The sequence below is a fragment of the Sodalis praecaptivus genome, assembly GCF_000517425.1.
In the GTDB taxonomy this organism is placed as follows: Bacteria; Pseudomonadota; Gammaproteobacteria; order Enterobacterales; family Enterobacteriaceae; genus Sodalis_A; species Sodalis_A praecaptivus.
The window spans coordinates 4,039,605-4,055,421 of sequence record NZ_CP006569.1; the positions used below are offsets into that span (position 1 = coordinate 4,039,605).

General features: G+C 60.0%; 11 protein-coding genes and 1 tRNA gene. 3 read left to right on the plus strand and 9 right to left on the minus strand.

What is annotated here, in order from left to right:
- Positions 1 to 89 precede the first annotated feature (89 nt).
- The 9 genes from SANT_RS18020 to orn all read right to left on the minus strand — a co-directional run bounded on the left by SANT_RS18020 (position 90) and on the right by orn (position 10,349).
- Positions 90 to 884 (minus strand): siderophore-interacting protein, encoded by a 795-nt coding sequence (locus tag SANT_RS18020; RefSeq protein ID WP_025423638.1) that lies wholly within the window; start codon positions 882 to 884, stop codon positions 90 to 92.
- Positions 885 to 1,145: 261 nt separating this feature from the next.
- Positions 1,146 to 1,811: a two-component system response regulator KdpE gene (gene kdpE, locus SANT_RS18025; RefSeq protein WP_025423639.1), complete on the minus strand. Its 666-nt coding sequence runs from the start codon at positions 1,809 to 1,811 to the stop codon at positions 1,146 to 1,148.
- Positions 1,808 to 4,492, minus strand: a complete 2,685-nt coding sequence (gene kdpD / locus SANT_RS18030; protein WP_025423640.1) for a two-component system sensor histidine kinase KdpD — start codon at positions 4,490 to 4,492, stop codon at positions 1,808 to 1,810. Before kdpD ends, kdpE begins: the two co-directional genes overlap by 4 nt.
- A gap of 9 nt (positions 4,493 to 4,501) precedes the next feature.
- Positions 4,502 to 5,080, minus strand: coding sequence for a potassium-transporting ATPase subunit KdpC (gene kdpC, locus SANT_RS18035; protein ID WP_025423641.1), 579 nt, complete (start codon positions 5,078 to 5,080; stop codon positions 4,502 to 4,504).
- Between the two features lie 8 nt (positions 5,081 to 5,088).
- A complete protein-coding gene (kdpB, locus tag SANT_RS18040) occupies positions 5,089 to 7,137 on the minus strand; it encodes a potassium-transporting ATPase subunit KdpB (RefSeq protein ID WP_025423642.1) in 2,049 nt (682 codons plus the stop codon).
- Between the two features lie 18 nt (positions 7,138 to 7,155).
- The gene (gene kdpA / locus SANT_RS18045) at positions 7,156 to 8,838 is read right to left on the minus strand and encodes a potassium-transporting ATPase subunit KdpA (protein WP_025423643.1); all 1,683 of its coding nucleotides are present in this window, start codon (positions 8,836 to 8,838) and stop codon (positions 7,156 to 7,158) included.
- Complete coding sequence (gene kdpF, locus SANT_RS23895) at positions 8,838 to 8,927, minus strand: K(+)-transporting ATPase subunit F (RefSeq protein WP_148203639.1); 90 nt, start codon at positions 8,925 to 8,927, stop codon at positions 8,838 to 8,840. The genes kdpA and kdpF overlap by 1 nt, the downstream gene beginning before the upstream one ends.
- A gap of 653 nt (positions 8,928 to 9,580) precedes the next feature.
- Positions 9,581 to 9,655: transfer RNA gene (locus tag SANT_RS18055), tRNA-Gly, on the minus strand.
- A 148-nt stretch (positions 9,656 to 9,803) separates the two neighbouring features.
- The gene (orn, locus tag SANT_RS18060) at positions 9,804 to 10,349 is read right to left on the minus strand and encodes an oligoribonuclease (protein ID WP_025423645.1); all 546 of its coding nucleotides are present in this window, start codon (positions 10,347 to 10,349) and stop codon (positions 9,804 to 9,806) included.
- 103 nt (positions 10,350 to 10,452) lie between these two features.
- Here orn and rsgA point away from each other — a divergent pair, with 103 nt between their 5' ends.
- The 3 genes from rsgA to mscM all read left to right on the plus strand — a co-directional run bounded on the left by rsgA (position 10,453) and on the right by mscM (position 15,813).
- Positions 10,453 to 11,490 (plus strand): small ribosomal subunit biogenesis GTPase RsgA, encoded by a 1,038-nt coding sequence (gene rsgA, locus SANT_RS18065; protein ID WP_025423646.1) that lies wholly within the window; start codon positions 10,453 to 10,455, stop codon positions 11,488 to 11,490.
- A gap of 83 nt (positions 11,491 to 11,573) precedes the next feature.
- Positions 11,574 to 12,461, plus strand: coding sequence for an archaetidylserine decarboxylase (gene asd, locus SANT_RS18070; RefSeq protein ID WP_025423647.1), 888 nt, complete (start codon positions 11,574 to 11,576; stop codon positions 12,459 to 12,461).
- 31 nt (positions 12,462 to 12,492) lie between these two features.
- Positions 12,493 to 15,813, plus strand: a complete 3,321-nt coding sequence (gene mscM, locus SANT_RS18075) for a miniconductance mechanosensitive channel MscM (protein ID WP_025423648.1) — start codon at positions 12,493 to 12,495, stop codon at positions 15,811 to 15,813.
- The last annotated feature ends 4 nt before the right edge of the window (positions 15,814 to 15,817 follow it).

Genomic DNA, 15,817 nt, shown 5'->3' on the forward strand with positions numbered 1-15,817 from the left:
CCGGGCCTGCCATGAAAGGAGGTTGATAGTAGTCCGCCGCCCGCTAAAATTCAACTCGGCCGACGGCAGGCTAAAGGCAGGCATAGAGGTTATTTCTGATGCCAATAAGCCACCGCGCGCACAGACGCGTCATCCCGCCGACGCTGGCCGATGAAATAGTCGCTAAGCCGTTTCACCCGCTGCCCTTCCCCCGTCAACCAGATAAAGTAATCCTCATCGGGCAAGGTCAGCGTATCCAACGTGGTGATAAGCGCGGTGGGATCCTGCGCGCCGGGCAGGTCGCCGCTGCCCAGCCAGGTGACCTGCGCGCCGCCGATATCCCCCAGATAGGCCTGGCCTATCGCGGCATCGGTCAGAAGATACAGGTGAATATCGGCTGCCTGTACCGTTTGCAACCGGCGTTTTAATGCCGGCAAGCCGGTTTCATCACAAACATACAGTTGGAACGCATAATCCTCCGCCACCACCAGCGAACCGCGCGGGCCGCCCAGCGCCAATTTGTCTCCCGGCTGCGCCCGGCTGGCCCAATCGCTGGCCACGCCGCCCGGGTGGATATAAAAATCCATCGTCAGACGGTTACGCTCGGCGTCAAAATCCAGCGGCGTATAATCCCGAGCCGCCGGCCGCACGCCGTCCTGCCAGACAATCCCCTGTTCGGTGACGGTCGGTAGCCGTAATTCGCCGGTAGCATCGGGGAAAAACACCTTAACATGGTCGTCGAAACCGGGCGCAAGGAAGCCGTCCAACGCATCACCGCTGAAAACGATGCGATAAAAGCGCTGTGCTACCAAGACCTTTTCCGCCACCGCAACCTGGCGGAAGCGTAGCTCATGGCGAATGCGCTGCGGCAGTCGACGGAGGTTATCCTTCTCACTATTAGACACGCTAGTACTCCTCTTTTCCCCGCGGCGGGGGAAATTAAGCATTACGCCGCCCGCGGCGGAGTAGGCATAGCATCATGATATTCTTCGGGGCGGCCAAATCGCTGTTGCGCCCCTGGCCAGCCCGCATTGAAAATATATCTATGATATATCTTAATGCAAGCGCAATTCATGCGATGCCGGGCGTTAAAGGGGGAGATCGGGCGGCTACGCTTTACGCCGCCGCACGCGCAGCGCAGCGGCCCAGGGCTCGCTGCCGGCGTGTTAGACGAAGCGGTACCCCACCCCGTTTTCGGTAATAAAATGCCGCGGCTGGGCGGGTTCGGCTTCCAATTTGTGACGTAAATGCCCCATATAGATGCGCAGATATTGGCTATTGTCCGCCGTCGGGCCCCAGACCTGCCGCAGGATATGCGCCTGCGTCAGCACCTTACCGGGGTTGCTTACCAACAGGGCGAGCAGTCTGAATTCCGTCGGCGTGAGATGCAGATCGTTGCCGGCGCGCGTCACGGTGTGGCCGCTAAGATTGACCGTCACATCGTCAAAGGTTATCACCTGTTCGCGCGCATTTTCACCTCTGCGCAGCGCCACCCGCACCCGGGCCTGTAGCTCCCCCATGCCGAAGGGTTTACACAGAAAATCATCGGCTCCCGCATCCAGCGCCTCGATTTTGTCGTCTTCGCCTACGCGCGCGGACAGGACAATAATGGGTTTATCGCTCCATTGGCGGAATTCATGGATAAAGGTCACCCCGTCGCCGTCGGGCAACCCCAGATCCAAAATCACCAAATCCGGCTGGCGCGCCGCGGCGGTACTTAGCCCACGCGCCAAGGTTTCCGCCTCGAAGACTTTGATGTCGTCGCTCTCAAGCGACGCGCGTAAAAACCGGCAAATATGTTTTTCGTCGTCGATGATAAGTAAGGTTTTCACGCGTCCTCCTGTAAAGGTTCCTCCAGCGCGGGAGCGGGCGGCAAGGGAAGAATAATCGTAAAGCAGGCACCGCCCGAAGGACGATTCGCCGCATAAATTTCACCCTGATGCATCTCGACGATAGCGCGGCAAATCGCCAGCCCCATGCCCACGCCGGGAATAGCCGATTCCTGGTGGCCGCGGGTAAATTTATCAAACAGCTGGTTTTCCTTGCCCACGGGCAGGCCAGGACCATTATCCCATACCGTTATCGTTAGCGTATCCGTGCGTTTTTCCGCCCGGATGCCGATTTCCGCCCCCTGACCGGCGTATTTTTGCGCATTTTCCAGCAAATTGACGAAAACGCGTTCCAACAGCGGCCCGTCCGCCCGCAGCAGTATCATTTCCCGAGGTAAATCCAGCCGGACGTGGCGCGCCGACACGACACCCTCCAGGGATTTCAGCGCGCTGCCGATGATCTCTTCCAGCGCAATCCAGTCCGTTTGCGGGCGAAAACCATCCGCTTCGATTCGCGCCATATCCAGCATATTATTCACCAGCCGAATAGTGCTCAGCGTTTGCCGGCGCAGCTCGTCGGCCTGGTGAACGTAGCGCGATCCCTCGGCGGAGAGATTAAGCATCAAAATCTCCGCCTGACCAAACAGCACCGTGAGCGGGGTGCGCAAATCGTGGGACAGCGCCGCCAGCAGCGAATTGCGCAACTCTTCGCGCTCCGCCGCCAGACGCGACAGTTGCTCGCGGCGCGTCAGCTCGAGGCGCTCCAACGCCCCGGCAATTAGCACCAGGAACGTTTCCAGTAAGCGCTGCTGCTCTGGAATCATCAGATGACGTACATTGCTGGGTTCGATTATCAATAATCCCAGCGTCCGTCCCGATGAGGTCAACGGCAGGATCTTGTAGGGTACGCCGGGCAGCGTGTCGGTACCGGCCCCGGCCACCTGCCCTTTATCAAAGCTCCATTTGACGATCGCCGCATCCGGTACGGTATGCATCATGCTTTGGGCCGGCCCCTGCAGCTCGCCTTGTCTATCGGGCAGCCAGATTTCACAGCGGGCCAGCAACGCGGCGCTTACCACCCGCTGGCAGATGTGCGCGATCGCCTCTGGCCGTCGGACACGGCTCAGGCCATCGGCCATCTCATAAAGATAGCGCGCCCGCTGCTCCCGATGTCGGGCGACGCGGGCCTGGTAGCGCACGCCCGCGGTTAAGTTGCCGGTAAGCAGACCGACGGCCAGCATCACGGTAAAGGTGACCAGATACTCGGCGTCCGACACGGCAAACGAGCCGGCCGGCGCGACAAAGAACAGATCAAACGCCACGATATTCAATAATGCGGCAGCCACCGACGGCAAGCGGCCAAAGACGATCGCTATCAGCACCACGCCCAGCAAATAAATCATCACCAGGTTTATCGGCGAAACGCCCGGCAGCCATTGGCACACCAGCGTAATCAGGGCGCACAGTGCCGCCGCCGCCAGCGCGCCGCGCATATTCTGCCGCCAGCCGTTGCCCATGCCGCGGCCGTCCTCGGCTCTTGCTAGGCTCGTGTCGGGCACATCATCCAGGGCGACAATCAGCAAATCCACATCCGGACCGAGACGGCTAAGGCGGCGATGGAAACGGTTGGCAAAACGCCAGCGGCGCTGCGGCGGCCGGCCCAGAATGATTTTGCCCAGGTTATGCTCGCGCGCATAGCGCAGCACCGCCTTTGCCTCGTCGGGGTCCGATAGGGTAGCGGTGACGGCACCCATTTTTTGCGCCAGCTGCAACGTGCGCAGCGTTGCGCGCCGTCGCGCCTCGCCCCGGCGGTAAAGCGTCGGCGTCTCGACCGTCACGGCATGCCATTCGCTGCCAAGTTTGGCGGCCAGCCGCGCGGCGGTGCGCACCAGTTTTTCGCTACCGGTGCTGGCGCCGATGCACAGCAATACCGCGTCCCGGGTATGCCAGACTTTCTCCTCGCGCCCGCGGGCGTCGCGCCAGGCGCGCATCTGGCCATCGACGCGATCGGCCGTTCGCCGCAGCGCCAGTTCGCGTAACGCGAACAGATTTCCCTTGCGGAAAAAATTCTCGATCGCCCGCTCCGCGCGATCGCCGACATAGACTTTGCCCTGCTTGAGACGCACCAGCAGATCGTCCGGCGGCAGGTCCACCAGCACTACTTCCGCGGCGGCATCGAAAAACGGATCCGGTACCGTTTCACGCACCCGCACGCCGGTCACGCCGCTGACCACGTCGTTGAGGCTTTCCAGATGCTGTACGTTGACGGTGGTCAGCACATCGATACCCGCCTCCAGCAGTTCCTCGATATCCTGCCAGCGCTTGGGGTGCCGGGCGCCCGGGGCATTGGAATGGGCGAGCTCGTCCATCAGGATCACGGCGGGACGGCGCGCCAACGCGGCGTCTAAATCAAATGCCTGATGGCGGCGCCGTCCGGTGGCGCGTGGCTTGAGCATCTCCAACCCTTCCAGCAGCGCCGCGGTCTCCTGACGACCGTGGGTTTCCACGACGCCGGCCACCACATCCAGCCCCTGCGCCCGCAGCCGGCGCGCCTCTTGCAGCATCGCCCAAGTTTTGCCCACCCCCGCGCAGGCACCAAAGTAGATTTTCAGCTTACCGCGGCCGTCATTATCGGCCTGCGCCAGCAGGACGTCCGGATCGGGACGCAGGGGTTCATCCGTCATGAAGATTCCTTAACCTTTCGCGCGCGCATCCAACGCCTCATTCAGCTCAAGCACATTGACCACCGGCTCGCCGATAAAATACAACAGCGGGCGCGTGGTGTAGTCATCCACCAGGCGGCGCAGCTCCGCCTGCGGCATTTGCCGGGCCTCGGCCACGCGCGGCACCTGCCACAGCGCGGCGGCGGGGCTGATGTGCGGATCCAGACCGCTGGCGGAGGCGGTAACGAGCTCAACCGGCACCGGCGCATCCGCGTGCGGATTGGCCTGCAATAGGGCCGCTACCCGCTGTTTCACCGCGTCGTCCTGGGCCGGGTTGCTGACCGCCAGATTACTGCCCGACGAGGCCAGCGCATTATAAGGCGTCGGTGCCGTCGCCGACGGCCGCCCCTGGAAATAGCCGGCGCGGGTAAACGCCTGACCAATCAGCGCGGAACCGCGCGGTTGGCCGTCTTGCATCACCAGCGAACCTTGCGCCGCGCCGGGAAACCACCACTGGGCCAGGCCGGTGACGACCAAAGGATAGGCGACGGCGGTCACCAGCACCAGCAGGAAAAATACGGATAGCGCGGGACGTAACACATTCATCATCAGACTCCTCACACCCAGCCCAAAACGGTCAATAGCACATCAATCAATTTGATGCCGATAAACGGCACCAGCAGTCCCCCCGCGCCATATATCCACAGGTTGCGGCGCAGCAGCAGCGCCGCGGACATCGGCCGGTAACTTACCCCTTTCAACGCCAGCGGGATCAGCAGCACGATGATGAGGGCGTTGAAAATAACCGCCGACAAAATGGCCGAGGTCGGCGAATGCAGCGCCATGACATTGAGCCGATTCAACGACGGATAGGTCACCGCAAAAGCCGCCGGAATAATGGCAAAATATTTCGCCACATCGTTGGCGATGCTGAAGGTGGTCAGCGACCCGCGCGTCATCAGCATCTGTTTACCAATATGCACCACTTCCAACAGCTTGGTGGGATTGGAATCCAAATCGACCATATTGCCCGCTTCCTTGGCGGCCTGGGTCCCTGAGTTCATCGCCACCGCGACATCGGCCTGCGCCAACGCCGGCGCGTCATTGGTGCCGTCGCCGGTCATGGCGACCATGCGGCCCTCGCTCTGATACTGGCGAATAAGCGCCAGCTTGGCCTCGGGCGTGGCCTCCGACAGGAAATCATCCACCCCCGCCTCGGCGGCGATGGCCGCCGCGGTCAAAGGGTTGTCGCCGGTAACCATCACCGTTTTGATGCCCATTTTGCGCAGCTCGGCGAAACGTTCCTTAATCCCGCCTTTGACGATATCCTTCAGCGCCACCACGCCCATTACGGTGTTATCTTCGGCCACCACCAGCGGCGTCTCCCCCTGACGCGCCACCGCCTCCACCTGCGCTTCCACATCGCGCGGGAAGCGCCCGCCATGACTTTCCACATGGCGGCGAATAGCGTCCACCGCCCCTTTACGCACGAGTTTTGACCCAATGTTCACGCCGCTCATCCGCGTCTGGGCGGAGAAGGGAATAAAGGTGGCGTTCAGACTTTGCAGGCTGCGCTCGCGCAAGTTGTACTTGGTTTTCGCCAGAACCACGATACTGCGCCCTTCCGGAGTTTCATCCGCCAGCGACGCCAGCTGCGCCGCGCTAGCCAGCGCGTCCTCGCGGATCCCCTGCGCCGGTAAAAACTCGCTGGCCTGGCGATTACCCAACGTGATAGTGCCGGTCTTATCCATCAGCAAAACATCCACATCGCCGGCGGCTTCAACCGCCCGACCGCTGGTGGCGATCACGTTCGCGCCCAGCATGCGGCTCATGCCGGCGATGCCAATCGCGGACAACAGCGCGCCGATCGTGGTCGGGATGAGGCAGACCAACAACGCCACCAGTACCGTCACGCTGACCGGCGCGCCCCCCCAGGCTGAAAACGGATAGAGGGTGGCGGTGGCCAGCAGGAAGACAATCGTCAGCGAGACGAGCAAGATGGTCAGCGCCACTTCATTCGGTGTTTTACGGCGCTGGGCGATCTCCACCATGGCGATCATCCGATCCAGGAACGTCTCGCCCGGATTCACGCTGCACTGAATCACCAGCCAATCGGACAAGATGCGCGTGCCGCCGGTCACCGAGGCGAAATCGCCGCCGGCTTCCCGGATGACGGGCGCCGATTCGCCGGTTATCGCGCTTTCATCCACCGAAGCGCCGCCGACCAGCACTTCGCCGTCGCAGGGAATGATCTCCCCCGCCTCCACCAGCACGTAATCTCCTTTACGCAGACTCTCGGCCGCGACCTTTTGCCGCGGGGAGTCTACCTGCGGCGTGGTCAATTTTTGGGCCCAACGGGTCCGTTTAATACCTCTGAGACTCTCCGCCTGCGCTTTGCTGCGCCCTTCCGCCAACGCTTCAGCCGCGTTGGCGAACAAGACCGTGAACCAAAGCCATACGCTGATGGCGAGCGTGAAGCCGAACGGCCCGCCGGCCTGGCCCGACGCTATGGCGATGGCTAGGCACGTCGTCAGGATACTGCCCAAATACACGACAAACATCACCGGATTGCGAAACTGTACCCGGGGATCGAGCTTATACAACGACGCGATCAGCGCCGTACGCCACAGCGCGCTGCGCTGAAGGGAAAAAGATTGATGTCCCATAGGGATTTTCTCCGGCAATTAATGACCCGTTAATTGCAAATGTTCAACAATGGGCCCCAAGGCCAGCGACGGAATAAACGTCAGTGCGCCTATCAGCAGTACCGTGCCGATAATGAGGGCGACAAACAGCGCGCCATGGGTCGGCAACGTTCCAGAGCTAGCGGGCTGGGTTCTCCTTGCCGCCAGCGAGCCGGCAATCACCATCAGCGGCACAAACGGCGCGAAACGCCCAAGCAGCATGGCCACCGCCAGCAAGACATTCCAAAACGGCGTATTGGCGGACAGACCGGCGAAGGCGCTGCCGTTATTGTTGGCCGCAGAGGAGACCGCGTATAGCACTTCGCTGAAACCATGCGCTCCTGGGTTGAGCATGCCGGCGCGCCCCGCGTCGGTCATCATCGCCAGCGCCGTTCCCAGCAGTACCAGCGCGGGGGTAATAAGGATATAAATGGCCGCCATTTTCATTTCCGGTACGCCAATTTTCTTACCGAGATATTCCGGCGTGCGTCCTATCATCAACCCGGCAATGAACACCGCCAGCAGCACATTGATCAACATGCCGTATAGCCCCGAGCCCACGCCGCCAAACACCACCTCGCCGAGTTGTATCAGCCACAGCGGAATCAGGCCGCCGAGCGCGGTGAAGGAGTCATGCATCGCATTAACCGCACCGCAGGAGGCCGCGGTGGTGATAACCGCAAACAGGCTGGAGGTCAAAATGCCGAACCGGCTTTCCTTGCCTTCCCAATTCATCGCGCTGTCCGCTCCCAACGCCGTGAGATGCTCATTGCCGTGAACTTCGGCCAACATGACCAGCACCGCCGCCGCCACGAACATCAACACCATCGCCCACAAAACCGTTTTTCCCTGACGTCGATCGCCCACCGCCTCGCCAAAGGTAAAACACAGCGCCGCCGGTATAAGGAATATCGCCAGCATTTGCACAAAATTGCTTAGCGCGGTCGGATTTTCAAAGGGATGGGCGGAGTTGGCGTTAAACAGGCCGCCGCCGTTGGTGCCGAGCATTTTTATGGCTTCTTGTGAGGCGACCGGCCCCATGGGCAGCGTCTGCTGCGCACCTTCCAGCGTGGTGACCGTCAGATAGGGGCTAATGTTTTGTATTACTCCCTGGTTGACCAAAAACAGCGCCAGCAGCAGCGATAGCGGCAGCAGGACGAACAGCGTGACACGTACGAGATCCCGCCAGGCGTTACCGAGATCCTGGGTACTGTGCCGGGCGAAACCCCGGATCAGCGCGAACAGCACGGCGATCCCGGTCGCCGCCGACAGAAAATTCTGTACGGCGAGGCCGGCCAGGGTGCTGAAATAGCTGATGGTGGTTTCACCGGCATAAGATTGCCAATTGGTATTGGTGACGAAACTTATCGCGGTATTTAATGCTAAATGCCAGGATAAGCCGGGCAAGTGCTGCGCATTGAGGGGCAGCAGCCCCTGGAGCAGCAAAATCGCCAACAGCAGCGCGCCGCCCAGCAGGTTGAATAGCAGGATGGCGCACAGATAATGACGCCAGTGCATAGCGCCGCCAATCCCGCACAGGCGCCAGAGAGTCCGCTCAAAGCCCGCCGTCAGCGGCAGCGGACGATCGAGCACCAGCCCCGTCATCAAACGCCCCAGCGGTTGCGCCAGTAATAGCAGCACCGCTAAAAAACTGGCCAGCAATAAAAACGCTTCGGCTGCCATTAGAATTCCTCCGCCCGGAACAGGGCATAAAATAAATAGGCTAATAGCAAAAACACCAGCACAATGCCGGCGATCACCCCTATATTCACGGCGATTCTCCAAAAGAGTTGGCGTCAGGAAAGTCTAAACAAATAAAAATATAAATATCGTCAATATTGTCGGGGCGGGTATATAAAAAATATAAAAATGGCGACTTTCGGTCTGGCGTGGGTATAGCGTCGCGGTCGGGCTGAGGCAGCATGCTGAGGCGTTGATGCTCGAGCGAACCGCACGGCGTCATGACAGGGCGCTAGCACCCGTGAGGGTCCGCCTGCCGCCAGGTGATGATGACTGGATTCATTACGACACTGGAATCAGTGCTAAACGGGTTCATCACTATATCGGGTTTAGCGCAATACCAGAATCATAGAGTGAGCCACGTTATAAAATAGCGGGTTGCCCCACTCTGTGGCCTTTATTGCGGCAACGGGAAAAAGCGTCAACGGATTGGACCGGCCGGAAAATAACCCCAAAGTATACGCGACGGTAAATGACAAATTAACCAGGCACCTGCCGTCCAACGACTCATCGGATATTGATTCTTTTCTGCGGTTAATGGCAACGTTCAGAAAGCTAATGACAAGCCGTTATTTTGCGCTGGAGCAGTGTAAGCGCGATGGCAACAGTGGGAATGGGGTATTTTGTGTCACAATCAGGCAAGGCGAAGGATCTGCCGAGGCAATGGCGGTACGAATTGGAGAATTGGAGCGGGAAACGAGGCTCGAACTCGCGACCCCAACCTTGGCAAGGTTGTGCTCTACCACTGAGCTATTCCCGCTTGGGCGTAACGTGAAAGTCTGGCGTTACGGGGAGCGAATTATACGGAAAACGCCACCGGCTGCAAGCCTTTCAGCGACAAAATGGAGTTTCGCCGGTGCGATTGACGCAAAAATAACCACACCGGCGCCATTTTCACCGCAAAGCGGCTACAGACGGATAAAATGCTCGCGATAGTAGGCCAGTTCCGCCACCGACTCGCGGATATCGTCCAGCGCCTGATGGGTGTTTTTTTTCTTCAGTCCGGCCAGGATTTCCGGCTTCCAGCGGCGGGCCAGTTCTTTAAGCGTACTGACATCCAGATAACGGTAGTGGAAATACGCTTCCAGCACCGGCATATAGCGGAACAAGAAGCGCCGGTCCTGGCCGATGCTGTTGCCGCAAATCGGCGACTTGCCGGCAGGGACCCATTCGGCCAAAAAGGCCAGCGTCTGCGCCACCGCCGCCTCTTCATCCAGTTGGCTGTGACGGACCCGGTCAACCAGCCCGCTGGCGGTATGGGTACGCACATTCCATTCATCCATCAGCGCTAACTGGGCGTCGGATTGATGTATCGCCAGTACCGGCCCTTCCGCCAGAATAGCCAGATTGGCGTCGGTAACAAGCGTCGCGATTTCAATAATGCGATCGCGCTCGGGATCCAGCCCGGTCATTTCCAGATCAATCCAAATCAGGTTGTTATCATTTACCGGCATGTTTTTCTCGTAGCAAGGGATTTTACGGCTTATCTGATAGAATACCCTGTATGATAGCCGTTTTCGTCGCCACGGGCGATGCATCCGTACTAAGTGAGGCGCAGTGAGCAAAAATAAACTGTCCAAAGGTCAGGAGCGCCGGGTACAGGCCAACCATCAGCGCCGCCTGCAGCAGCGTGAGCGCGGCGCCGCCCAATGGGACGACCAGCAATTGGGGGAAGCCCAGGAGGGGGTGGTCGTTAGCCGGTTCGGCATGCATGCCGACGTGGAGGACGCCGCGGGCCGCATTTACCGCTGCAATCTGCGCCGCACGCTGAAATCCCTGGTCACGGGTGATCGGGTGGTCTGGCGCGCCGGTAGCCCTCAGCCGTCCGGGGTCAGCGGTATTGTAGAGGCGGTCCATCCGCGCCGTTCGGTGCTGACTCGTCCCGATGTGTATGACGGCGTCAAACCTATCGCGGCAAATATGGACCAAATCGTCATTGTCTCCGCGCTTTTGCCCGAGCTGTCTTTGAATATTATCGATCGCTATCTGGTGGCGTGCGAAACGGTGGAGGTGGAGCCGCTTATCGTTTTGAATAAAATTGACCTATTGACGGCGGCGTCGCGGGCGGACGTGGAGCGTCAAATGGCTATCTATCGCCGCATCGGCTACCGGGTGCTGATGGTGTCAAGCCATACCGGCGAGGGGATGGATCCTTTCCGGGAGACGCTGGCCGGACGAACCAGTATTTTCGCCGGTCAGTCGGGGGTGGGCAAATCGAGCCTGCTCAATGCGCTGCTGCCGCCGGATCACGAGAAGATTTTGGTCAATAGCGTCTCCGATAACTCGGGGCTCGGGCAGCATACCACCACCACCGCCCGGCTATATCATTTCAGCCACGGAGGCCATTTAATTGACTCTCCGGGGGTACGGGAATTTGGTTTGTGGCACCTGGCGCCGGAACTTATTGCCCGCGGTTTCGTCGAATTCAGGGATTATCTGGGCACCTGTAAATTCCGCGACTGCCGCCATGATACCGATCCCGGCTGCGCGATCCGGGGGGCGGTGGAAAGCGGCGCTATCGCCCGCGAACGCTTCGATAACTACCATCGTATTCTCGACAGTATGGCGCAGGTCAACGCCCGTAAGGCGTTTTGATGGCCCGATCGCTGACATTTATTGCCGCCGCCGGTACAATGCGGCCCCCTTTGGCTATTCATTGAAACAGGAAAGAGGTCCCCGTGCTGGACAGGATAAAGATAGCTCTACAACACCTACTGCCCAAGCGCTGGCTGACGGAGCTGGCCGGCTGGGGCGCAAAACGCCGCGGCGGCTGGCTTACCCGCTGGGTTATTACGCTGTTCGTGCGCTGCTATAAGGTTGATATGCTGGAAGCGCAGCAGCCGGATGTCGCCGCCTATCCCACCTTTAACGCCTTCTTTGTCCGGCCGCTGCGCGACGACGCGCGGCCCATTGATGCCGACCCGGCGGTAATGGTCTTGCCGGCGGATGGGATCATCTCGCAGCTCGGCCCCATTGAGGGAGAGCAGATATTCCAGGCGAAGGGGCACCATTACAGTCTGGAAGCGCTGCTGGCCGGCAATGAGCCGATGATCGCCCACTTTCGCGACGGCAACTTCGTCACGACCTATCTGGCCCCGCGCGATTATCATCGCGTGCATATGCCTTGCAACGGCGTGCTGCGCGAAATGCTGTACGTGCCGGGGGAGTTGTTTTCGGTGAATCCGCTGACCGCGGCCAATATCCCCAACCTGTTCGCCCGTAACGAGCGCGTTATCTGCCTGTTCGATACCGATTTCGGCCCGATGGCGCAAATTTTGGTGGGCGCGACCATTGTCGGCAGTATCGAGACCGTTTGGGCGGGCACCGTCACGCCGCCGCGGCAGGGGATTATCAAACGCTGGCGCTACCCGCAGGCGGACGCCGACGAGGCGGTGGTACTGCTGAAAGGACAGGAAATGGGGCGCTTCAAACTGGGTTCCACCGTCATCAACCTGTTTGCCGGCAAAAACGTGCTGCTGGGCGATCATCTGTCCACCCGCTATGTCACCCGCGTCGGCCAGCGGCTGGCCCACGGCACCGCGCAAACCGACAGCCCGCTGACCTGAATCCGCTACGGTTAACAAGAGAGTCCTCACCTTGCGCCCGATTACACTTTTTCTCCTGGGGTGGCTGCTGGCCTCCCCGGCCTTCGCCGCCAACCTGCCAGACGAGGGTCAGCTCAAAAAGGAACTGCAGCAGGCGCAGGATGATAAAACCGCGCCGAACCAGGCGGCGATGGTTGAGGCGCTACAGTCAGCGCTGAACGCCCTCGCCGAGAGTAAAGCGTCCAGCGCCAAAATACGGGAATATCAGAAAGCCATCGACGACTTTCCGGCGCTGACACGCCAACTGCGGGATGAAAAAGACAGCGAACCGGATGAACCCGACCCTCTTAGCCCCAAACTCGCCAGCGGTGAACTGAATCAACGGCTGCTACAGGCCAATAGTCAATTGATGGATTTGGCCGGCCAGTTACAGCAAGAGCAGGATCAGGCGCGCGCCATCAGCGACTCGCTGGGCCTGCTGCCGCAGCAGCAGACCGAAGCGCGCAGGGCGTTAAGCGATGTGGAACAACAGCTCCAAGCGCTGCCCACCCCCGGCACGCCGCTGGAACAGGCGCAGGCCACCGCGCTACAGGCTGAACAGGCCGCCCGCCGCCTCAAGGTGGAGGAGCTGGATCTTGCCCAGTTAAGCGCCAATAACCGTCAGGAGTTGTCGCGCCTGCGCGCCGAGCTGCTCAAGAAACGTCACGACCGCGTGGATCAAGCGCTACAGGCGCTGCGCAACCAGCTTAATAGTCTGCGTCAGCAGGAGGCTGAGCAGGCCATCGAACACACCGAAATGCTGGCGGAACAGGTCGGCGAGCTGCCCAAGTCGATCGGCACCCCGTTGCAAACTAATCGCGAACTGTCCATTGCGCTGAATCAACAGGCGCAGCGCATGGATCTCATCGCCTCGCAGCAGCGTCAGGCCGCCTCGCAAACATTGCAGGTCCGTCAGGCGCTTACGACGCTACGCGAGCAGGCGCAATGGCTGGATAAGTCGCCGGCGCTCGGGGAAACGCTGCGCGCCCAGGTGTCCAGGTTGCCGGAGATGCCCAAACCGCAGCAGCTCGACAGCGATATGGCGCAGTTGCGCGTGCAGCGCCTGCATTTTGAAGACTTAATGAACAAGCTGCCGCAGCTTGCTCAGGGAACGCAGGACGACGGTCCCCCGCTGACGCCGGCGCAACGCCGCATTCTTGACGCGCAGCTCGCCACCCAGCGCAACCTGCTCAATGCGCTGCTGACCGGCTGCGATACCCAGATCCTGGAGCTTACCAAGCTGAAGGTGGCCAATAGCCAGCTTGAAGAGGCGATGAATGAGATCCAGGAAGCGGCCCATCGCTACCTGTTCTGGGTGGCCGACGTCAGCCCGATTGGCCTTTCCTACCCGCTGCACGTCGGTCAGGATCTGCGCCGGCTGGTGACCCTGGATACGTTCAGCCAATTGACCCACGCGCTTGGCATGATGCTGACCAGCCAGGAAACGCTCATTCCGCTGTTCGGCGCGCTGTTGCTGGTTGGGTTCAGCCTCAGTTCCCGCCGGCATTATCATGCCTTTCTTGAGCGCTCCAGCGGCCGGGTGGGGAAGGTCAATCAGGACCATTTTTCCCTGACCCTGCGCAATGTGTTCTGGTCGGTACTGGTTGCCCTGCCGCTGCCGGTCCTGTGGGCGGCCCTAGGCTATGGCTTGCGCCACGCCTGGCCCTATCCGGTGGCGGTCGCTATCGGCGACGGCGTCAGCGCCACGGTGCCGGTGCTGTGGGTGTTTATGGTATGCGCCCACTTCGCCCGCCCGCAGGGGCTATTTATCGTGCATTTTGGCTGGCCACAGCAGCAGGTGAAGCGCGCGCTGCGCTACTACACGCTGTCTATCGGTATGATCGTACCATTGATTATGGCGCTGATATCGTTTGATGATTACAGCGAGCGGGAATTTGCCGGCACCCTGGGCAGATTATGCTTTCTCCTGTTGTGCGCCTGTCTGGCGCTGGTGACCAGTAGCCTGAAACGCGCCGGCTTGCCGCTGTATCTTGATAAGCACGGCGCCGGCGATAATGTCGTCAACCGTTCGTTGTGGAATCTGATGATCTGCGCCCCCATCGTCGCGGCGGTGGCGGCGTGTCTGGGGCATCTGGCGACCGCGCAGGCGCTGTTGGCGCGGCTGGAAACCTCGGTTGCGATCTGGTTCTTCCTGCTGATCATTTATCACATTATTCGCCGTTGGATGTTCATTCAGCGGCGGCGCATCGCCTTCGAGCGCACCAAGCAGCGCCGTGCGGAGATGCTGGCCCAGCGGGCGCGCAATGAAGAAGATTTGTCGCAATCCCAGCTGAATGAGGCCGCCGCCGAAGTCGATGAAAAGGTGTTGGATCTCGATACCATCAGCGCGCAATCGCTACAGCTGGTGCGTTCCATATTGACGCTGATTGCGCTGCTATCGGTGATTTTACTGTGGTCGGAGTTGCATTCGGCGTTCGGCTTCCTGGAAAACATTACCCTTTGGGATGCCACCTCCACTACTCAGGGCGTCGATAGCATCCAGCCGATTACGCTCGGCGCGGTGCTGATCGCCATTCTGGTCTTCATTATCACCACCCAGATGGTGCGCAATTTGCCCGCACTGTTGGAGCTGGCGCTGCTGCAGCATTTAGATTTAACCCCCGGCACAGGATATGCCATTACCACCCTGACCAAATATGGCCTGATGCTGTTGGGGGGAATAATCGGATTCTCCATGATAGGCATCGAGTGGTCGAAACTACAGTGGCTGGTGGCGGCGTTAGGCGTAGGGCTGGGGTTTGGCCTGCAGGAGATCTTCGCCAACTTTATCTCCGGCCTGATGATCCTGTTTGAAAAACCGATTCGGATTGGCGATACCGTTACCATTCGCAATCTGACCGGCAACATTACCCGTATCAACACCCGCGCCACCACCATTACCGACTGGGATCGAAAAGAGATCATCGTGCCCAACAAGGCCTTTATCACCGAACAGTTCGTCAACTGGTCGCTATCCGATACCGTCACGCGCGTCGTGTTGAGCGTGCCCGCCCCCGCGGGGGCCAATATCGAGCAAGTGGCGCACATTCTGGTGCAGGCGGCGCGCCGCTGCCCGCTGGTGTTGGAGCTGCCGGCGCCGGAAGCTTTCCTGGTGGATTTACAGCAGGGTTTACCGCTATTTGAGCTGCGTATGCACGCCGCCGAAATGGGGCACCGGATGCCGCTGCGCCATCAGGTCCACGCGCTGATCTTGGAAGGCTATCGCGAGCACGGCATGGAATTGCCCTTCCCGCCCTTCCAACTGCGCAAGGATCAAATCAAGGCTGATAATACCCCTGGCAACCGCATTAAACCGGAAAGCGGCTCGCTCTGACGGG